The sequence below is a fragment of the Rhodococcus sp. P14 genome (assembly GCF_000256505.1).
In the GTDB taxonomy this organism is placed as follows: domain Bacteria; phylum Actinomycetota; class Actinomycetes; order Mycobacteriales; family Mycobacteriaceae; genus Rhodococcus; species Rhodococcus ruber.
On the sequence record NZ_AJFC01000285.1, the window covers coordinates 1 to 17,619 of the forward strand.

The following is a 17,619-nucleotide window of genomic DNA, read 5'->3' on the forward strand; positions in this document are numbered from 1 at the left end:
GGCTGGCCGTCGAGGAGGATCTTGCCGACCTCGCGGTGTACGAAGCGCTGCTGTCGCCGCGCGGCGTCCGCGGCCTGGTGGTGTGCTGCGAGGACTGCCATCAGGATCACTACCACGACTGGGACATGCTGCGGGCGAACCTGCTGCAGTTGCTTGTCGACGGTACGGTCCGGCCGCACGAGCCGGCCTACGATCCCTCCCCCGATGCCTATGTGACATGGGACTACTGCCGCGGCTACGCGGATGCGTCGATGAACGAGGCGCTACCGGTCGACCCGTACGGCCTCGACTCCTAGAAGAAGCCTCCGCACCAGAAGAAGCCTCCGCACCACGGGAAGGGCCCGCCGGGACACACGTCCGGCGGGCCCTTCTCGTCACGTCTACTCCGAAGGTGCGGGCACCGTGTACTCCGAAGGTGCGGGCACCGCGGTGATCGTCTGGCTGATCGACTGCTGCTCCAGCGAGGTGGACGGCGCCGGTGCCGACGCCGACGGGGTCGTGGTCGGCGCAGCGGTCGGCGCGGTGGTGGGCTCCGGCGTCACCGGTGGGCTCGTCGGTCCGGTGGACGGGGGCGGAGTGACGGGGGACGGTTCCGGACTGGGTGCCGGCTGCGACGACGGCGGCACCAGATCGACGCCGGGTGCCTCAGTGGACGTCGCCGGGGGGACCGTTCCCGTACCGGGTGTCGTACCGGCGATGGTGGGGTCCACGGTCGACGGGGTCGTCGGAGTGGTCGGCACCGGCGCGGGAATCACCTGCGTCGACTGGACCGGGGGCGCGGGCAGCACGGGCGGAGGCGGGGGCGGAAGGAGCTTGCTCAACTCGGTGGTGAGCCGCTGCACCCAGTCACCCAGCTGGTCCCGCTGGCCGGCGTCGGTGACCGATCCGGACCGCTGCTGCGCCGACTGGATCAGTTCCTGCGCGCCTTCCGTGTCGCCGACGGCGAGCCGCTGCTCGGCCTCCTGCAGCGTGGAGGCGGTGTCGATCCGGGCGACCGTCGACTCGGCCTGCTCACTGAAGACGACCTGCTTGACACTCCACAGCGGGTCGCCGGGTTCGGCCTGGTAGGACACGGCGGTCGCACCACCGACGGCGATGGCGATCAGGGCGGCGGCGCCGGCGATGGGCCGGATCAGGCGGAGCTGGGTGCGGGCGCGGGAGCGGCGCTCGGCGAGTGCGTCGCGGGCACCGATCTCCCGGTTGACCGCGGCGACGATCTCGTCGAGATCCGGCTCGGAAGGAAGCGGATCGGCCAGGATCTCGGCACGCCAGCCCGCAAGAAGGGTGGCGAGCTCGTATTCCTCGGTCGTCTCGGTGGGCACCGGTCCGTCCCCGGAGATCGCGTCGATGAGGGCGTCGTCACGGCGCACGGCCGCAATGTCCACGGGGGTGCCGTCGTCGGCGAGATCGGCGAAGAAATCGTCATCCGCGCCGTGCTTCCTACCCATTTCTCTCACCTGCTCTCGTCACTTCCTTCTTCAGTCGGGCGATGGCACGGTGCTGCGCCACTCGAATGGCCCCTGCCGTACTTCCCACCGCTGCTGCCGTTTCTTCCGCGGACAGGCCCACCACGAGCCGCAGGACCAAGATCTCCCGCTGCTTCTCCGGAAGCGTGCCCAGCAGCTGCTTCATCTGCCGGCTCGTCTCCGCATTGAGCGCCTGCTCCTCCGGACTGTCGTCAAGCGACATCGACTCGGGTACCTCCGCGACCGGATCCGCCCGGTTGCGGGCGGCGCTGCGGTGCGCGTCGGCGACCTTGTGTGCCGCGATCCCGTACACGAATGCCATGAAGGGGCGTCCCTGGTCCTGATACCGCGGCAACGCCGTCATCACGGCCAGGCACACCTCCTGCGCTACGTCGTCCGCGGAGAGCTGGCCACGCTCCGCGGCTCCGACCCGTGCCCGGCAGTACCGGACGACCAAGGGCCGGATGGTTCTCAGAACCTGAGCGAGGGCCGTCCGATCTCCCTGCGCAGCCGCAGCGACAGCGGAGTCCAACTCCTCACCCATGACAGTCATCGATTGCGCAAGTCCTGGCGTTACAAAGTGACACGACCCCCCGGCCGGGTGTGCTTCCACTTGCAGTGGAACATCCCCAGACTAGCGACACGACCGGACGGAACGGACGCACGGATGGCTTCTAGACCCGGATCGTTGCGAATCTCCCACCGCGCCGGACGACGAGTGCCGCCGACTCGTCGCGCACGCGCCGAGCCGCCTCCCCGCCCCCGAGCCCGTCCCACAGCATCGCGGCCGCCCAGCGCAGCGGGACCAGACCGAGCGCGGTACTACGGTCGAGTACGTCGAGGCACAGGTCCCGGGCGGGCGTGAGATCGGACTCCCCGGTCCACGAGGCGGCCCGCAGCAGATCGGATTTGACCAGGTGCCGGACCGAGCCGCTGCGTTCGGCCTCGGCCGCGGCCGCAGCCGAACGCCGACGGGCGGTGGCGAAGTCCCCGGAGGCCAGGGCAGTCTCCGCGCAGACCCAGTGCAGGCGCACACGCTGGCGCCGGAACACCGCGCCGTGCACGCCTTCGGCGGCGTCGAGAGCGGCAGCGCAACGGTCCAGCAGCCGGACGGCCGGCCGGATCCGGCCGCACCCGAGCGCGTCCGCCGCCAGCCCCGTGAGGGCGTCGCACCGAGCCTCGACGGTCCACGAGGAATACCGCGGGGCGTCGGCGAGCGCCGCGGCCGCCCGTCCGTCGAGGACGGCGGCCTCGCGGTGCCGGCCGAGCTGACGCAGCAGCGACGCCTCGGTGCTCGCCGCCAGGGACGCGAGCGCTCCGTCCGGACCCGTGGCGCGGCGGAGCCGGGTCAGCTCCGCGCGGGCGGCGGCGTAGCGACCCTGACCGCCCAGGGCGACGGCCCGGTGCCACGACGCGACGCGATCCCCGCCGGGCGGGAGAGGGAACAGGTCCGGCCGGGCACCGAATGCCGCCGAGGCGAGCGTGGACGTGTCGGACGGCAGGGCGGTGACGGGCACGAGGCCATGATCGCACCCCTTCGCCTCCGTCCGGCGGGGAGGTGGAGTGCATTCCGAGAAATATGCACCGACGGCGCATCAATTACTTCCGTGCTTCGGCCGGTTGAACATCCGGTTTACGTTTTGTTAATTACAGACACGGTGTCGGTACGAAAGATGCGCACGCCGTGGCAATTTTCGGCCCCGGCGAACCGGACGGATGCCTTCCGGCACCCAGCGCAGGGCCTATAGTCCCTGATCGGGGCCATTCCGGGAACCGGAGGACGGCACGCACCGTGGAGGCGCACACCCTCAGGACACAATCACGGATCAGCCACGATGTAAATATTTCGGCGGTTAATTCTCGCAGATCGGGATATGGAAATTGCCACTCCGCGAAAGTGTTGACTCCATTTCCTCGCCACCTTTACGGTTACGAAGCCTGAACAACTGCTTTGGGGGGAAAGACCTTCCGCTCACGGTCCGCTCGCCTCGGGCGAGCACGCTGCAAAGGAGTACCCATGCCTGCACCACACCACTTGCCCGGACCGAACGCGGACGTCTGGGATTGGCAGATGCACGGACTGTGTCGTGGGGTGGACTCCTCGATGTTCTTCCACCCGGACGGTGAGCGCGGCCGGGCCAGGGCGCAGCGCGAGAGCCGGGCCAAGGAGATGTGCCGGCAGTGCCCGGTGCTCGTGCAGTGCCGGGAGCACGCTCTGGCGGTGTCCGAGCCGTACGGCATCTGGGGCGGCATGTCCGAGACCGAACGGGAGATGTACGCGCGGCACCGACGACGGCGGATCGCGGTCTGACCGGCCCGCCGGACGACACCACGAGACGACGAAGCCCCGCACGGATTGTTCCGTGCGGGGCTTCGCAGTTCCCGGGTACCCGGCCGACTCCGCGGCCGGGCACCCGGCTCGCTAGTGAGCGTGACCGTGGCCGTGACCGGCCTCGGGCGCCTCCTCCGGCTTGTCGACGACGGCGCTCTCCGTGGTCAGCACCATCCGCGCCACCGAGGACGCGTTGACGACCGCGGACCGGGTCACCTTGACCGGATCCACGACACCGTCGGCGAGCAGGTCACCGTAGGTGAGGGTGGCTGCGTTGAACCCGGACCCGGCGGGGGCCTCGGACACCTTGTTCACCACGACCGACCCGTCGAGGCCGGCGTTAGCGGCGATCCAGTACAGCGGGGCCGCGAGCGCGGCGCGCAGCACGGCGACACCCGTGGCCTCGTCACCCGAGAGCGAGTTCTCGAGCGCGTCCAGCTCCCGGGCGGCCTGCACGAGCGCCGAACCACCACCGGGCACGATGCCCTCTTCGACCGCGGCCTTGGCGGCGTTGACAGCGTCCTCGACACGGAACTTGCGCTCCTTGAGGTCGGTCTCGGTGGCTGCACCCACCTTGATCACCGCGACGCCGCCGGAGAGCTTCGCGAGCCGCTCCTCGAGCTTCTCCCGGTCCCAGTCGGAATCGGTGGCCTCGATCTCGCGACGCAGCTGCGCGACGCGGTTCTCGATGTCCTGTTGCGTACCGGCACCGTCCACGATCGTGGTGCTGTCCTTGGTGACCACCACCCGGCGGGCCGAACCGAGCAGGTCGAGACCGGCATCCTTCAGGGTCAACCCGACGTCGGAGTTGATGACGGTGCCGGCGGTGACGACGGCGAGGTCGTCGAGGAACGCCTTGCGGCGGTCACCGAAGAACGGCGCCTTGACCGCGACGGCCTTGAGGGTCTTGCGGATGGAGTTGACCACGAGGGTGGAGAGCACCTCCCCCTCGACGTCCTCCGCGATGATCAGGACGGGCTTGCCGTTCTCGGCGATCTTCTCGAGCAGCGGCAGGAAATCGGGCAGGGAGCCGATCTTGTCGCGGTAGAGGAGGATGACGGCATCCTCGAGCACCGCCTGCTGTGCGTCGATGTCGGTGATGAAGTAGGGCGACAGGAAGCCCTTGTCGAACTGGACGCCCTCGGTGACGACGAGCTCGGTCTGGAGCGTCGAGGACTCCTCGACGGTGACGACACCGTCCTTGCCGACGGTGCTCAGGGCCTCGCCGACCATGTTGCCGATCTCCTCGTCGCGCGAGGAGACGGTGGCGACCTGGGCGATGGCTTCCTTGCCCTCGACCGGGGTGGCGGCGGCGAGGAGTGCCTCCGACACCTTCTCGGCGGCCCGGCCGATGCCGCTGCCGAGCGCAATGGGATTGGCGCCGGCCGCGACGTTCTTCAGGCCGGCCTTGATGATGGCCTGGGCGAGCACCGTGGCGGTGGTGGTGCCGTCACCGGCGACGTCGTTGGTCTTGGTGGCAACGCTCTTGACCAGCTGGGCGCCGAGGTTCTCGAACGGGTCCTCCAGCTCGATCTCCCGGGCGATGCTGACGCCGTCGTTGGTGACGGTCGGACCGCCGAACGCCTTGGCGAGCACCACGTGCCGCCCACGCGGGCCGAGGGTGACCTTGACGGCGTCGGCGAGCTGATCGACGCCACGCTCGAGTGCCCGCCGCGCGGTCTCGTTGAACTCGATTTGCTTGGACATGTTCTCCGACTACTCCTGGAACGAAGGATCCGGAACGGACTCCGCCCCGGGTCCGAGGCGGAACTCCGGGGCGGAATGCGTGCGGCTTACTTGGCGACGACGGCCAGCACGTCGCGAGCCGACAGGATCAGGTACTCCTGGCCGGCGTACTTGATCTCGGTTCCGCCGTACTTGCTGTAGATGACGACGTCGCCTTCCTTGACATCGAGGGGGATGCGCTTCTCACCCTCGTCGTCCCAGCGGCCGGGGCCGACGGCGACGACGGTGCCCTCCTGGGGCTTCTCCTTCGCCGTGTCCGGGATGACCAGGCCGGAGGCAGTCGTCGTCTCGGCCTCGTTGGCCTGGACGAGGATCTTGTCCTCGAGCGGCTTGATGTTCACGCTCGCCACGATGAGCCCTCCACTTTCAGGGGTTCGATGGTCCGAGGCCTCTTGTCGTCCTCGGACAGGGTTTGTTCAGTCACCACGGTGACTCCGCGCGTAGTCCCGTCGTCGCGGGTGCCGGAACACGCTCGGCGTCGACTAGCACTCTATACACGCGAGTGCCAGCGCTCAAGGGCAGAGGGTGCTGAATGCGCTCGTGTCGCCTCGGACGCACCACGACCGCGACGAGCGGGCCCCCACCCGGGCGACCTCCGCACGAGTGCACCCCGTTCGTCGGGCTCCGGACCCACCGCGGGCCGCCGACCCCGCACGTGCCCGTCGCGTCCGCAACCGAGGAGACCGAACTGTGACCATTCGTACCCGGAACCGAGCCGCGGGTGCTCCCCTGCCGAGATGACGTCCGTTCGGCACCCGTGCCCACGACGCTCCACTCGCGCCGCCCTCCGAGAGTACGGCTCCGAGCTGGGACGACAGCGGCCGAACGGACGAACCACCCGCGCCCGGCACCGACGTCGGGCGCGCGTGGCGGAACAGGGACGCCGCGCCGCCGCGCCGCCGGGCGGGCCGAGATCGGCGGTTTTCGGCGCGCGCCCGCACACCCCCGTCTGTTACGTTCGGATAACGGAGACCGAACGCGTGACCATTCGGTGACTTTGCGGCTCGACCGCGTCCCTGTCCGCCGGTCACGCACGGGAGGGGAACTATGCGCACGTCGCTGGGAATTTCCACCGGCGCTTCCGGAGTGGGCTCGGCCCTCGTCGTCGAGGGGCCGGGAGAGCACACCACCGAGTACCGATTTCTCGCCGCCGATCCCGAGACCGCCGGCGACCTGGGCGACCTCGTCATCGATGCCCTCTCCCTCATGAGCACCCAGATCGACGGACACGCCGTCCCCGACGCGGTGGCGGTGGCCTATCGAACCTCCGAGCACGCGGAGGCGATCCGCTCCGCGTCGGTGCGCGACGGCCACATCGTCCATCTGGTTCCGGAGACGACGGCCGTGCTCGCCTACCTGAACAGCACCGGGCTCGTCGACACCGCCGACACCCTCGCCGTCGCCGACCTGGGGGCGTCGGGATTCACCGTCTCCGTCGTCGACCGACGGTCCGGGTCGATGCTGCGCTCGGCCCGGACCGGGGACGTCGGGGGCGGAGCCGTCCGTGCCCGCGTCTACGACCACGTGCGCCGCCGGATCGGCCGTACCCGTGGCCGCATCCCGATCGACCCCGCCCTGCTGACGGTGCGCTGTCAGGGCGCACTCGAGGCCCTCGGAGAGGCGTCCACGACCCGGATCGAACTCGGTGACGCCGGACCGGCGGTGCCCCTGACCCGCACGGAACTCGACGAGATGGTGGCCGATCTCAGCGACACCGCGGCGACGTTCACCCGGCGGGTCTGCCACACCGAACCGCGGCCGCAGATGCTGGCGCTCGTGGGCGGCGCAGCGGCGATGCCGGCTCTGGCCGACGCCGTGACCTCGGCCTTCGCCGGCCCCGTCGCGGTGGTGCCGGAACCGGCCACCGCCGCGGCCCACGGCGCCGCGCTGCTCGCCGCGTCGTCACGACTGTCCTCCTATCCGTCGGTAGGTGCCTCGACCCCGACGGCGGGCACCCCCGGCGGCAAGGTCTCCGGTGCCCTCGCCGGGGCGCTCGTGATCGGTGCGCTCGTCGCGGGCTATGCGACCGACCAGATCGCGTCCGACGACACCGCCGTGTCCCCCGCCGGGACCAGCGGCCAGGCCACGACCCAGCCGGCGGCGGCCGTCCCCGACACCGGACACACGCAGATCCCCTCCGAGGATCCCCACGCCGCCGTCACCACGACAGCTGCCGACAACGGCTACGCACGCACGGACACGCCGGTGCCCTATCCCACTCCCACCGTGCCCGAGTCGTCGACGACCACGCCGGCGACGACCACGCCGCCCAGCACACCGGAATCGACGACGAGCGAGCGGCCCGAGTCGCCTGCGGACGTCCCCGGCACCGACCGGCCGTGGCAGTTGCCGGGAACCCTCCCGAGCGTTCCGCTGCCGACCGTCCCGCTGCCGACGCTGCCCGGCACGACGCCGTCCGAGAGCACGACACCGAGCTCGACGACGTCCGCGCCGCCGTCCGAGTTCGCACCACCCGAGACGACGACCGAGACCTCCTCGACCGCGGCCCCGGCGGAGGAGGCGACGAGCACGTCACCGCCTCTCATCGAACCGTCACCGGCCGCCTGATCGCGCCCGCCGATCCCCGCAGCGTCGGGTCAGGCAGGCACCTGGGCGATCTCGACCGGCAGGCCGGGATCGGTGCCGACGGTGAGCGCGGAGGGCTGGGCGCCCCCGGCGATCAGATGCGCTCCCAGCGCGGCGATCATCACCCCGTTGTCGGTGCACAGGCGCGGCCGCGGCACCCGCAGCGCGATCCCGGCGGCCGCGCAGCGCTCCTCGGCGAGCTCACGCAGGCGGGAATTGGCAGTGGCTCCACCGCCGAGGACCAGCGTGTCCACGCCCACGTCCTGCGCGGCCCGCACCGCCTTCATCGTCAGCACGTCGGCGACCGCTTCCTGGAAACCGGCCGCCACGTCCTCGAGCGGGACCGGCTCGCCGGAGCGCTCGCGCGCCTCGACGAACCGCGCGACAGCCGTCTTGAGCCCGGAGAAGGAGAAGTCGTGCCGGGCGTCGCGCGGCCCCGTCATCCCCCGCGGGAACACCACCGCGGTGCGGTCACCGTTCTGTGCGGCCCGGTCCAGCGCGGGACCGCCCGGGAAACCGAGTCCGAGCAGCCGGGCGACCTTGTCGAACGCCTCGCCGGCCGCGTCGTCGACCGTCGTGCCCAGCTCGACGATCGGCTGACGGCCGAGATCCTCGACGTGCAGCAGGTGGGTGTGCCCGCCGGAGACCAGCAGCGCCACGCACGGTGGCATCGGTCCGTGTTCGATGGTGTCCACGGCGACGTGCCCACCGAGATGGTTGATCGCGTAGAACGGCACGTCCCACGCCGCCGCATACGCCTTGGCTGCCGCGACACCGACGAGCAGTGCGCCGGCGAGACCGGGCCCGATCGTCACGCACACGGCGTCGGGCTTGGTGACACCGGCGGCAGCCAGCGCCCGTCGCATGGTCGGAACGATCGCCTCGAGGTGCGCGCGGGACGCGATCTCCGGGACGACGCCACCGAAGCGGGCGTGTTCGTCGACGCTCGAGGCCACCTCGTCGGCGAGCAGGTCGAGCGTGCCGTCGCCGACCCACCGGACGATGCCCACGCCCGTCTCGTCGCAGGAACTCTCGATCCCCATCACGATCACGACTGTGACTCCTTCCGCCGGTCCGGCCGGCACATGGTGTACGCGTCGGCCCCGCTCGGCTGGTAGTACCGCTTCCTCGTCCCGACGATCTCGAAACCCTCCCGGCGGTACAGCGCGATCGCTGCGTCGTTGTCGGTGCGCACCTCGAGGAACACGGGACCGCCCCAGGCGTCGGCCGTCCGCAACAGCTCGGCGAGCAACGCGCCACCGACGCCGCGGCGCCGCTGTCGTGGGTCCACCCCGATGGTGTGGACCTCCGATTCCGGATGAACCGCGGTGCCGAGACGCGCGAGACCGGCGTAGCCGATGAGCCGGCCTTCCTCGTCCCGGGCGGCGACGTAGTGGTTCTGCGGTGCCGCCAGCTCGGCACGGAACGCGTCGGCGCTCCACGGGTCGTCACCGGGGAACAGGATCCGTTCCAGCTCAGCGCACCGGGCGACGTCGGACGGCTGCAGCGCGTCGACGAGGGGACGAGGGTCGTGGGTGGTCATTTCTTCTTCCGGTCCGCCGTCTCCACCGCGTCCGGGCGGCGCAGGTACAGGGGCACCAGGGGCTCGGGCTCCACCCCGGCGAGCAGGTCCGCGACGGCCACGGCGACCAGCCCTGCCGGGGAGGGTGTGGCCACCGGATGCGCGGGCAGCTCGAACAGGTCGACGTGCGGGCGGGATCCCGCGATCCGCTGCGACGGCTCCGCCTTCAGATCCGCCGGCCTGCACACCCCCGGTCCCTCGAGGCGGACGCCGCCGGAGTACCGCGCCCAGTACACCTCGCGGCGACGAGCGTCGGTGACGACGAGAAGATCACCGGCACTCTCGCCGGCTCCCGGCCCCGTACCGTCGGCGTCCGCACCCAGGACGTCGGCCGCGATCGCGTCGAGACTGCACACGCCGTGCACCGGCACGTCGAGGGCGTCGCCGAAGGCAGCGGCGGTCGCCATGCCCACGCGCAACCCGGTGAACGGCCCCGGGCCGACACCGACGACGACGGCGTCGAGATCGGCCGGCGTGTGCCCGGTGGACGACAGACACTCGAGGATCTGCGGGGTCAGTACCTCGGCATGGGCGCGTGGATCGTCCGTGACCCGCACGGCCAGCGTCTCGATGCCGGCGGTCCCTGGTTCACCGCGGTCGTCCACCCGGACGAGACCTGCGGTGACGGCGGGGGTGGCGGTATCCACGGCGAGAACGAGCACGAGTATCCAGAGTACCGCCGAGCGCGGCGGTCACCCCACCCAGGACCAGGTGGCGGTGCGCACGTCCGAGTCCGGTTCGCGGCGCAGCCGCACCCGCAGGTGCCGTTCGGTGAGCGCCTCGACCAGTCCCTCACCCCATTCCACGACGACCACGGCGGCGGTCAGGTCGGTGTCGAGGTCGAGAGCGTCGAGTTCGTCGAGGGCGTTCGGTCCGTCCCCGAGGCGGTAGGCGTCGACGTGGATCATGCCCACGGGTTCGCCCTCGGTGCGACCGCCGGGGCGATGCTCGCGGGCGATGACGAAGGTGGGCGAGGTGACCCGGCCCTGCACCCCGAGGCCTGCCGCGATGCCACGGGTCAGGGCGGTCTTCCCGGCGCCGAGCGGTCCGTCCAGCACTACGAGATCGCCGGCGTGCAGTTGTTCTGCCAGGCGCCGGCCCAGTGCCTCGGTGTCCTCGACCGTGGGCAGCTCGGCGCTGCGCTCGGTGTGCGTGCCGGCGGCGAGATCGTCACCCAATTGCGGCGCGCCTCCTGCCGGCGTCGTGGGCGAACCCGCGTTGGATCAGCCGGTCGAGCGCACCGACGACGACCTCGGGGAATTCGAGTTGCACCAGGTGCCCGGCGCCGCGGACCCGCTTGAGCTCGACGTCCGGGAGTGCCGCCGCGAGTTCCTCGGAGCCGGAGAACGGGATGATCATGTCGGCGTCCCCGCACAGCACGAGGGCGGGCACCCGACCCAGCACCGGCAGGGCCGCGGACTCGTCGTGCAGTTCCAGGGTGCGCAGGAAGTTCACGATGGTCAGCACCGAGGTTTCCGCCAGCATCCGGTCGGAGAATTCGACGAGCTTCGGGCTGACCACGGTCCCGTAGGACGCCGCGCGCAGGATCGGCGCGATGATCGCCTTGGCGGCACCGCGGGTGTACTGCACGAAGCCCGGCGCGGTGCGGGCCAGGTGCCGGAATCCGTCGATCACCGGGTTCTCGAGGTTGCGGCCGATGCCGGTCTTGGTCAGGCCGGCCGCGGTGGTGGCGAGCAGTCCGACGCCGACGATGCGTTGGTCGAACAGTTCCGGGCGCTGCGCAGCCAGCGCGATGGTCGTCATTCCGCCCATCGAGTGCCCGACCACGACCACCGGGCCGGTGGGGGCGACCGTGTCGATGACCGTCCCCAGATCGCGGCCGAGTTGGGCGATGGTGCAGGACTTCGACCTCGGCGCGCCGGACTCCCCGTGGCCGCGCTGATCGTAGAACACCATCCGCACGTCCTTGCCCCAGCGCTCCTGCAGGTGCCGCATCTGCAGGTGCCAGGACTGCATGCGCAGGCAGTACCCGTGCACGAACACGATCGTCAGCGGCGCCAGAGCCGAGCCGACCTCGCGCACGGCGAGTTCGACGCCGTCCTCGGTGCGGACGGTGCGCTTGGGCAGCGCGAGCATCGCATCGAAGTCTTCCTCGCCGTAGATCTCGTGCGCGGGCAGGCCCGCGGTGCGCACCGCGTACAGTCCCGCGTTCGAGCCGAGCGTGGCCAGGCTCGCACCCAACAGTCCCAGACTGCCCAACAGCGTCATCGCCGCTCGCCTCCTCCGCCACCGACGTAGGTGCGGACGGTGCGCCCGCCCACGCCGGTGACCACCTCGTAATTGATGGTGTCCAGCAGGTCTGCCCACTCCTGCGCGACAGGCTCGCCGTGACGACCGTCACCGAAGAAGAACGCGGTATCGCCTTCTTTTACTCCGTCCCCGTCCGGTCCGAGATCGACCACGACCTGGTCCATGCACACGCGGCCGAGCTGAGGGCGGCGACGTCCGCCGAGCTGCACCTCGAAGCGGCCGCTGAGATTGCGCCGGATTCCGTCGGCGTAGCCCATCGGCAACAGGGCCACGGTGGTGTCGACGGGCGCCACCCAGCGATGCCCGTACGACACCCCGGACCCTGCACGCACCTTCTTCACCAGCGCCACCCTCGTTCGCAACGTCATCGCGGGCCGGAACCCGAAGTCCCCGACCTCGGGGATCGGGGACAACCCGTACATCGCTATACCCGGTCTGACCATGTCAAAACGCAGGTCAGGACGCGTGACAGTGGCTGCCGAGTTCGACAGGTGCACCACCTCGGGTCTCATGCCGTGGCGGCTCAGATCCGCGACCGCCTCGCGCAACCGGTCCCGCTGGCAGTCGATCTCGGGGTGACCGAGTTCGTCCGCGTGTGCGAGATGGGAAAAGGCGCCGCGCAGCCGGATCGCGCCCTCGGCGCGGGCCCGGCCCAGGTCCTGCAGAAATTCCGGCCATTCGTCGCGTGCCACGCCGTTGCGGTTGAGTCCGGTGTCGATCTTCGCGGTGAGCACCGCGGTCACGCCCGTTTCCCGAGCTGCGGCAACGATCGACGCGAGATGCCGGGTCGACGAAACCCCCAACTCGACGCCGGCGGTGATCGCGGGTGCGAAATCGGCGTCGACGGTGTGCAGCCAGGACAACACGGGCACGTCGATCCCGGCGCGACGCAGTTCGAGTGCCTCGGTCAGGGTCGTCACCCCCAGCTCGCGCGCCCCGGCGGCCACGGCGGCCCGCGCGACCGGGACGGCACCGTGGTTGTATGCGTCGGCCTTGACGACGGCCATCACCGCCGCCTCCCCGGCGAACTCCTGCAGCCGCCGCACGTTCTCGGCCACGGCGTCGAGGTCGATCAGCGCCTCGGCCTGCGGCAGGTCGTGGTGGAGGTGGTTGCGGGGTCGGGGTTCGGCCGTGGTCATGGGTCCCGATCCTGCCACTGCGGGCGAAGTGGCCCGCAGCACGGTCGACGGTGTCGGGTCACGATTCGGCCATGCCCCGCAGACGGCGTACTGCCGTGGGCACCCGGTCGAGGATCGCACTCGCCGACGTCGGCGCCCCGGCGCCGTCGACGCCCCCGCGCGCGGCCGTGTCCGCCGCGAACGCATGGGCCCGCGCACCGGCCGCGGCGGCGAGGTCCGGGGCCATACCGGCGGACATCAGTGCCCCGATCATCCCGGACAGGACGTCGCCCGCCCCGGCGGTGGCGGCCCACGACCCGCCGGCCTCGTTGACGAACACGTGCCCGGCCGGGTTCGCGATCAGCGTCGAGCGGCCCTTGAGCAGTACGTGCACTCCCCAGTCGGCGGCCAGGGCTCGCACCGCCGTCACCCGGTCCGGCTCGGGCCGGCGGCCGGTGAGCCGCGCGAACTCCCCGGCGTGCGGGGTCAACAGCGTCGGGGCGTGTCGGCCGCGGACCAGTTCGGGCTGCCGGGACAGCAGCGTCAGCCCGTCGGCATCGACGAGGACGGGCAGATCCGTCGCCAGCACCTCGCGCAGGGTGTCGGCCGCCTGGTGATCGGTGCCGCCGCCGGGCCCGATCACCCACGCCTGGACGCGGCCCGCCTCGGCGAACGACGGCGCGGCCACCACTTCGGGGAACCGGGCCAGGACGACGGGCGCGGCGCTGCCGGCGTAGCGGACCATGCCGGACGTCGCGGCCACCGCCCCGCCGGCGCAGAGCACGCCGGCACCCGGGAACCGGGCGCTCCCGGCGACGATGCCCACGACGCCCTGGCTGTACTTGTCGTCGTCGGCGCCGGGCACCGGCCAGATCGCGCCGATCTCGGCCGGCTCGGCCGCGACCAGGTGCGCCGGGGACAGGTCGAGACCGATGTCGACGAGCTCGACCCGCCCACAGCGGGCCGGGGCGAGGACGTGGACCGGCTTGTACGCACCGAACGTGACGGTCACGGCCGCGGTGACGGCCGGTCCGTCCACGGCACCGGTATCCGGGTCCACGCCGCTGGGGGTGTCCACGGCGACGATCGGCGCGGTGATCTGCTCGACGACCGCCGCGGCCGCCGGGCGCAGCGGGCCCCGGCCCGAGATGCCGACGATTCCGTCGAGCACGAGATCCGGGTCACCGATCCGCCCGGGATCGGCCGGCACGAGGCGTCCCCCGGCGGCACGCAGCGCCGCGGCCCCCGCCTGATGGGCCCGCTCCGGGTCGAGGAGCAGCGCCGTGACCGCGACCCCGCGGCGACGCAGGAACGCGCCCGCCCACAGGGCGTCGCCGCCGTTGTCGCCCGATCCGACGAGCAGGCTCACGTGCCGACCGGCGACGGAACCGGTGCGCGCATGCAGTTCCGTCGCCGCGATCCGGGCGAGCCCGAACGCGGCACGACGCATCAACGTGCCCTCGGGCAGGGCTGCGAGCAGCGGCGCCTCCGCCGTCCGCACCTGCTCACACGGGTAGTAGCTGCGCATCGGGTCTCCCGCCGGGGTCGCTATTCCACCGTCACGGACTTGGCGAGGTTGCGGGGCTTGTCGACGTCGTAGCCGCGGGTCTGGGCGACCTCGGCGGCGAACACCTGCAGCGGCACGGTCGACAGCAGCGGCTGCAGCAACGTCGGCGCCGCCGGGATCTCGATGAGGTGGTCGGCGAACGGCCGCACCGCCTCGTCGCCCTCCTCGGCGATCACCACCGTCCGCGCGCCCCGGGCCTGGATCTCCCGGATGTTGCTCAGCAACTTCGAGTGCAGCACCGCCCGCCCCTTCGGCGACGGCATCACCACGATCACCGGCAGCCCGTCCTCGATCAGCGCGATCGGACCGTGCTTGAGCTCGCCCGCGGCGAAGCCCTCGGCATGCATGTACGCCAGCTCCTTGAGCTTGAGCGCACCCTCGAGCGCCACCGGATACCCCACGTGCCGGCCCAGGAACAGCACCGTCGACGACGACGCCAGCTCCCGCGCCAGCCGCCGCACCGGCTCGACCGTCTCGAGCACCCGCGCGATCAGGTGCGGCATCGCGGCCAGGTCGGCGTACTCGCGGGCCACCTCGTCCGGATACTTGGTGCCGCGGGCCTGCGCCAACGCCAACCCCACCAGGTAGTTCGCGGCGACCTGCGCCAGGAACGCCTTGGTCGAGGCCACCCCGATCTCCGGCCCGGCCCGGGTGTAGAGCACCGCGTCGGCCTCCCGGGGGATCTGCGCGCCGTTGGTGTTGCACACCGCCAGCACCCGCGCCTTCTGATCCTTCGCGTGCCGCACCGCCTCGAGGGTGTCGGCGGTCTCCCCGGACTGGGAGATCGCCACCACCAGCGTCGACCGGTCCAGCACCGGATCCCGGTACCGGAACTCGCTGGCCAGCTCCACCTCCACCGGCAGCCGCGTCCAGTGCTCGATCGCGTACTTGGCCACCAGACCCGAGTGGTACGCACTGCCGCAGGCGACGACGAACACCTTGTCCACATCGCGCAGCTCCTGATCCGACAGCCGCTGCTCGTCGAGCACGATGCGACCGCCGGCGAAGTGCCCGAGCAGCGTGTCGCCCACCGCGGCGGGCTGCTCCTCGATCTCCTTGAGCATGAAGTAGTCGTGGCCGCCCTTCTCGGCGGCCGCCAGATCCCAGTCGATCTCGAACGGCCGGGTCGCCACGTCGGTGTCCCCGTCGAAGTCCGACACCCGGTACCCGTCGGCGGTGATCACCACCACCTGGTCCTGCCCGAGCTCGACCGCGTGCCGGGTGTGCTCGATGAACGCCGCCACGTCCGAGGCCACGAACGTCTCCCCGTCCCCGACCCCGACCACCAGCGGCGTCGACCGGCGCGCCGCCACGATCGTGCCCGGATGCTCGGCGTGGGTGAACACCAGCGTGAACGCCCCCTCGAGCCGGCGCAGCACCGACAGCGCACTGGCCTCGAAATCCCCCGCGGTCGGCCCCTCGGCATACGCCCGGGCCACCAGATGCACCGCCACCTCGGTGTCGGTGTCGCTGGCGAACTCCACCCCGGCCTTCTCGAGCTCCACCCGCAACGGCGCGAAGTTCTCGATGATGCCGTTGTGCACCACCGCCACCTTCCCCGTCGCGTCCCGGTGCGGGTGCGCGTTCCGATCGGTCGGGCGACCGTGCGTGGCCCACCGGGTGTGGCCCATGCCGGTGGTCCCGGCGAAGTGCTCGGCCCCGACCTCGTCGAGCTTGGCCTCCAGATTCGCCAGCCGACCGGCCTTGCGCTCCACCGCCAGACCACCCGCGCCGTCCAGGACCGCCACCCCGGCCGAGTCGTAGCCCCGGTACTCCATCCGCCGCAGTGCCTCCACCACGACATCGAGAGCCGGGCGGTGCCCGACGTACCCCACGATTCCGCACATGGTTAGCAGGGTACTGGTCCGCGACCCGCCGGTAACAACTCGTCCGTGTCCCCGACGGGTGGCACGCGCGAAGCTGATCATCGGCTAACGTTCACGCCGTGGCGGCGAAACCGAAATCCCTGGCCCAGCGGCTCTCGAAACGCGGACCGCACACGGTATTGCGCGGCAACCTCGCTCTCGCAGGTCAGCCGGGCACCGTCTACACACCCGCCGAGGGGTTCGGCCTGCCCGCCGTCGCGTTCGGCCACGGCTGGATGACCGGCCTCGACAAGTACTCGAAGCTGTTCGAGCACCTGGCCTCGTGGGGCATCGTGGTCGCTGCTCCGAGTACCGAACGCGGACCGATCCCGTCGCACCTCGGGCTCGCCGCCGATCTCGGCACCACCCTCGACATCTGTGTGGGCGTGCGCCTGGGGACCGGCCGGATCAGTGTGCACCCCGATCGGCTCGGCCTGGTCGGCCACGGCATGGGCGCGGGAGCCGCGGTGCTTGCCGCGTCCCGGCGCGAGGTGGCGGCCGTCGCGGCGCTCTACCCGGCTCCGACGTCGCCCCCGGCCTCGGCCCTGGCCGCCCGGGTGCACGCGCCCGGTCTCGTGCTCGCCGCGGAGAAGGACCTCGGCTCGATGGGCAGCGACGCCGTCGCCGTCGCCCAGGCCTGGGGCGGCGAGGTGCTGATGCGGGTCGTTCACAAGGCCACCGACGACGGCATGATCGAGGGCCGACGCCTGCTCGCCTTCCTCGGCGTCGGGGGCGCGCAGCGGAACACCCAGAAGGTCCCCCGCGCGCTGCTCACCGGATACCTGCTGTACCGGCTCGCCGGTGACAAGACCTACGCGCCGTTAGCCGATCCCGAGGCGGAGCTTCCCGGCTCCGAGGTGCTCACCGAGCCCGACGCGATCGACCGTGAACTCGGCACTCAGATCAACCAGCTTCTCGGACGGTAGAACTCCTCGTCGGCCGGCTCCGGCGCGCGCATCGTCCCGACCGGGAGCTCGTGCGGATCCCGGACGCGCCGTAGGGTCTCGAGGCGGCACGCGACCGCCTCCCGGTGCTCGGCGACGATGCGCTCGAAGCGGCCGGTCACAGCGGCCGTCCCGTCACTGC

General features: G+C 71.4%; 18 protein-coding genes. 4 read left to right on the forward strand and 14 right to left on the reverse strand.

Going from position 1 to position 17,619, the window contains the following annotated elements; translation table 11 throughout:
• Positions 1 to 296: DUF5319 family protein (locus tag OEY_RS0119915; protein ID WP_029540129.1), on the forward strand; the 296-nt coding region annotated here is incomplete at its 5' end.
• A gap of 84 nt (positions 297 to 380) precedes the next feature.
• Here the strand turns inward: OEY_RS0119915 and OEY_RS0119920 are convergent.
• The 3 genes from OEY_RS0119920 to OEY_RS0119930 form a co-directional block, all read right to left on the reverse strand.
• Positions 381 to 1,448, reverse strand: coding sequence for an anti-sigma-D factor RsdA (locus OEY_RS0119920; RefSeq protein ID WP_010595564.1), 1,068 nt, complete (start codon positions 1,446 to 1,448; stop codon positions 381 to 383).
• A complete protein-coding gene (locus OEY_RS0119925) occupies positions 1,441 to 2,019 on the reverse strand; it encodes a sigma-70 family RNA polymerase sigma factor (protein ID WP_010595565.1) in 579 nt (192 codons plus the stop codon). The genes OEY_RS0119920 and OEY_RS0119925 overlap by 8 nt, the downstream gene beginning before the upstream one ends.
• A gap of 121 nt (positions 2,020 to 2,140) precedes the next feature.
• Positions 2,141 to 2,983, reverse strand: coding sequence for a hypothetical protein (locus OEY_RS0119930; protein WP_010595566.1), 843 nt, complete (start codon positions 2,981 to 2,983; stop codon positions 2,141 to 2,143).
• Positions 2,984 to 3,483: 500 nt separating this feature from the next.
• Between OEY_RS0119930 and OEY_RS0119935 the strand changes: the two genes are divergently transcribed.
• Entirely contained in the window at positions 3,484 to 3,777 is a 294-nt protein-coding gene (locus tag OEY_RS0119935; protein ID WP_010595567.1) for a WhiB family transcriptional regulator, read from the forward strand.
• Positions 3,778 to 3,888: 111 nt separating this feature from the next.
• Here the strand turns inward: OEY_RS0119935 and groL are convergent, their stop codons facing one another.
• Both groL and groES read right to left on the reverse strand, forming a co-directional pair.
• The gene (groL, locus tag OEY_RS0119940) at positions 3,889 to 5,505 is read right to left on the reverse strand and encodes a chaperonin GroEL (protein WP_010595568.1); all 1,617 of its coding nucleotides are present in this window, start codon (positions 5,503 to 5,505) and stop codon (positions 3,889 to 3,891) included.
• Positions 5,506 to 5,591: 86 nt separating this feature from the next.
• On the reverse strand, positions 5,592 to 5,894 hold the full coding sequence (gene groES / locus OEY_RS0119945; RefSeq protein WP_003938034.1) for a co-chaperone GroES: 303 nt from the start codon (positions 5,892 to 5,894) through the stop codon (positions 5,592 to 5,594).
• 697 nt (positions 5,895 to 6,591) lie between these two features.
• Here groES and OEY_RS0119950 point away from each other — a divergent pair.
• On the forward strand, positions 6,592 to 8,112 hold the full coding sequence (locus tag OEY_RS0119950; protein ID WP_225223063.1) for an Hsp70 family protein: 1,521 nt from the start codon (positions 6,592 to 6,594) through the stop codon (positions 8,110 to 8,112).
• Positions 8,113 to 8,141: 29 nt separating this feature from the next.
• Here the strand turns inward: OEY_RS0119950 and tsaD are convergent, their stop codons facing one another.
• Genes tsaD through glmS form a run of 8 tightly spaced genes read right to left on the reverse strand, consistent with a single transcriptional unit; the run spans position 8,142 to position 16,515 of the window.
• Positions 8,142 to 9,182: a tRNA (adenosine(37)-N6)-threonylcarbamoyltransferase complex transferase subunit TsaD gene (tsaD, locus tag OEY_RS0119955; protein ID WP_010595570.1), complete on the reverse strand. Its 1,041-nt coding sequence runs from the start codon at positions 9,180 to 9,182 to the stop codon at positions 8,142 to 8,144.
• Positions 9,179 to 9,673, reverse strand: a complete 495-nt coding sequence (gene rimI, locus OEY_RS0119960; protein ID WP_010595571.1) for a ribosomal protein S18-alanine N-acetyltransferase — start codon at positions 9,671 to 9,673, stop codon at positions 9,179 to 9,181. Before rimI ends, tsaD begins: the two co-directional genes overlap by 4 nt.
• Positions 9,670 to 10,374: a tRNA (adenosine(37)-N6)-threonylcarbamoyltransferase complex dimerization subunit type 1 TsaB gene (gene tsaB, locus OEY_RS0119965; RefSeq protein ID WP_010595572.1), complete on the reverse strand. Its 705-nt coding sequence runs from the start codon at positions 10,372 to 10,374 to the stop codon at positions 9,670 to 9,672. Before tsaB ends, rimI begins: the two co-directional genes overlap by 4 nt.
• A 30-nt stretch (positions 10,375 to 10,404) precedes the next feature.
• The gene (gene tsaE / locus OEY_RS0119970) at positions 10,405 to 10,890 is read right to left on the reverse strand and encodes a tRNA (adenosine(37)-N6)-threonylcarbamoyltransferase complex ATPase subunit type 1 TsaE (protein WP_010595573.1); all 486 of its coding nucleotides are present in this window, start codon (positions 10,888 to 10,890) and stop codon (positions 10,405 to 10,407) included.
• Complete coding sequence (locus tag OEY_RS0119975) at positions 10,883 to 11,941, reverse strand: alpha/beta fold hydrolase (protein ID WP_010595574.1); 1,059 nt, start codon at positions 11,939 to 11,941, stop codon at positions 10,883 to 10,885. The genes tsaE and OEY_RS0119975 overlap by 8 nt, the downstream gene beginning before the upstream one ends.
• Positions 11,938 to 13,122: an alanine racemase gene (gene alr, locus OEY_RS0119980; RefSeq protein ID WP_010595575.1), complete on the reverse strand. Its 1,185-nt coding sequence runs from the start codon at positions 13,120 to 13,122 to the stop codon at positions 11,938 to 11,940. The genes OEY_RS0119975 and alr overlap by 4 nt, the downstream gene beginning before the upstream one ends.
• A gap of 58 nt (positions 13,123 to 13,180) precedes the next feature.
• Positions 13,181 to 14,629 carry an NAD(P)H-hydrate dehydratase gene (locus OEY_RS0119985; RefSeq protein WP_010595576.1) on the reverse strand — a complete coding sequence of 483 codons (1,449 nt, stop codon included), beginning with the start codon at positions 14,627 to 14,629 and terminating at the stop codon, positions 13,181 to 13,183.
• Between the two features lie 20 nt (positions 14,630 to 14,649).
• Positions 14,650 to 16,515: a glutamine--fructose-6-phosphate transaminase (isomerizing) gene (gene glmS / locus OEY_RS0119990; protein WP_010595577.1), complete on the reverse strand. Its 1,866-nt coding sequence runs from the start codon at positions 16,513 to 16,515 to the stop codon at positions 14,650 to 14,652.
• Positions 16,516 to 16,613: 98 nt separating this feature from the next.
• Here glmS and OEY_RS0119995 point away from each other — a divergent pair, with 98 nt between their 5' ends.
• On the forward strand, positions 16,614 to 17,459 hold the full coding sequence (locus OEY_RS0119995) for a dienelactone hydrolase family protein (protein WP_029540130.1): 846 nt from the start codon (positions 16,614 to 16,616) through the stop codon (positions 17,457 to 17,459).
• Here the strand turns inward: OEY_RS0119995 and OEY_RS30890 are convergent.
• A complete protein-coding gene (locus OEY_RS30890) occupies positions 17,432 to 17,599 on the reverse strand; it encodes a hypothetical protein (RefSeq protein WP_162919327.1) in 168 nt (55 codons plus the stop codon). The two genes, OEY_RS0119995 and OEY_RS30890, sit on opposite strands and share 28 nt — an antisense overlap.
• Positions 17,600 to 17,619: the final 20 nt, after the last annotated feature.

Bases quoted from the DNA above. Each gene is read 5' to 3' on its own strand.
- OEY_RS0119935 (WP_010595567.1), top strand. From the start codon at position 3,484: ATGCCTGCACCACACCACTTGCCCGGACCGAACGCGGACGTCTGGGAT.
- OEY_RS0119985 (WP_010595576.1), bottom strand. From the start codon at position 14,629: ATGCGCAGCTACTACCCGTGTGAGCAGGTGCGGACGGCGGAGGCGCCG.
- OEY_RS0119925 (WP_010595565.1), bottom strand. From the start codon at position 2,019: ATGACTGTCATGGGTGAGGAGTTGGACTCCGCTGTCGCTGCGGCTGCG.
- OEY_RS0119950 (WP_225223063.1), top strand. From the start codon at position 6,592: ATGCGCACGTCGCTGGGAATTTCCACCGGCGCTTCCGGAGTGGGCTCG.
- rimI (WP_010595571.1), bottom strand. From the start codon at position 9,673: ATGACCACCCACGACCCTCGTCCCCTCGTCGACGCGCTGCAGCCGTCC.
- OEY_RS0119975 (WP_010595574.1), bottom strand. From the start codon at position 11,941: ATGACGCTGTTGGGCAGTCTGGGACTGTTGGGTGCGAGCCTGGCCACG.
- glmS (WP_010595577.1), bottom strand. From the start codon at position 16,515: ATGTGCGGAATCGTGGGGTACGTCGGGCACCGCCCGGCTCTCGATGTC.
- OEY_RS0119920 (WP_010595564.1), bottom strand. From the start codon at position 1,448: ATGGGTAGGAAGCACGGCGCGGATGACGATTTCTTCGCCGATCTCGCC.
- alr (WP_010595575.1), bottom strand. From the start codon at position 13,122: ATGACCACGGCCGAACCCCGACCCCGCAACCACCTCCACCACGACCTG.
- groL (WP_010595568.1), bottom strand. From the start codon at position 5,505: ATGTCCAAGCAAATCGAGTTCAACGAGACCGCGCGGCGGGCACTCGAG.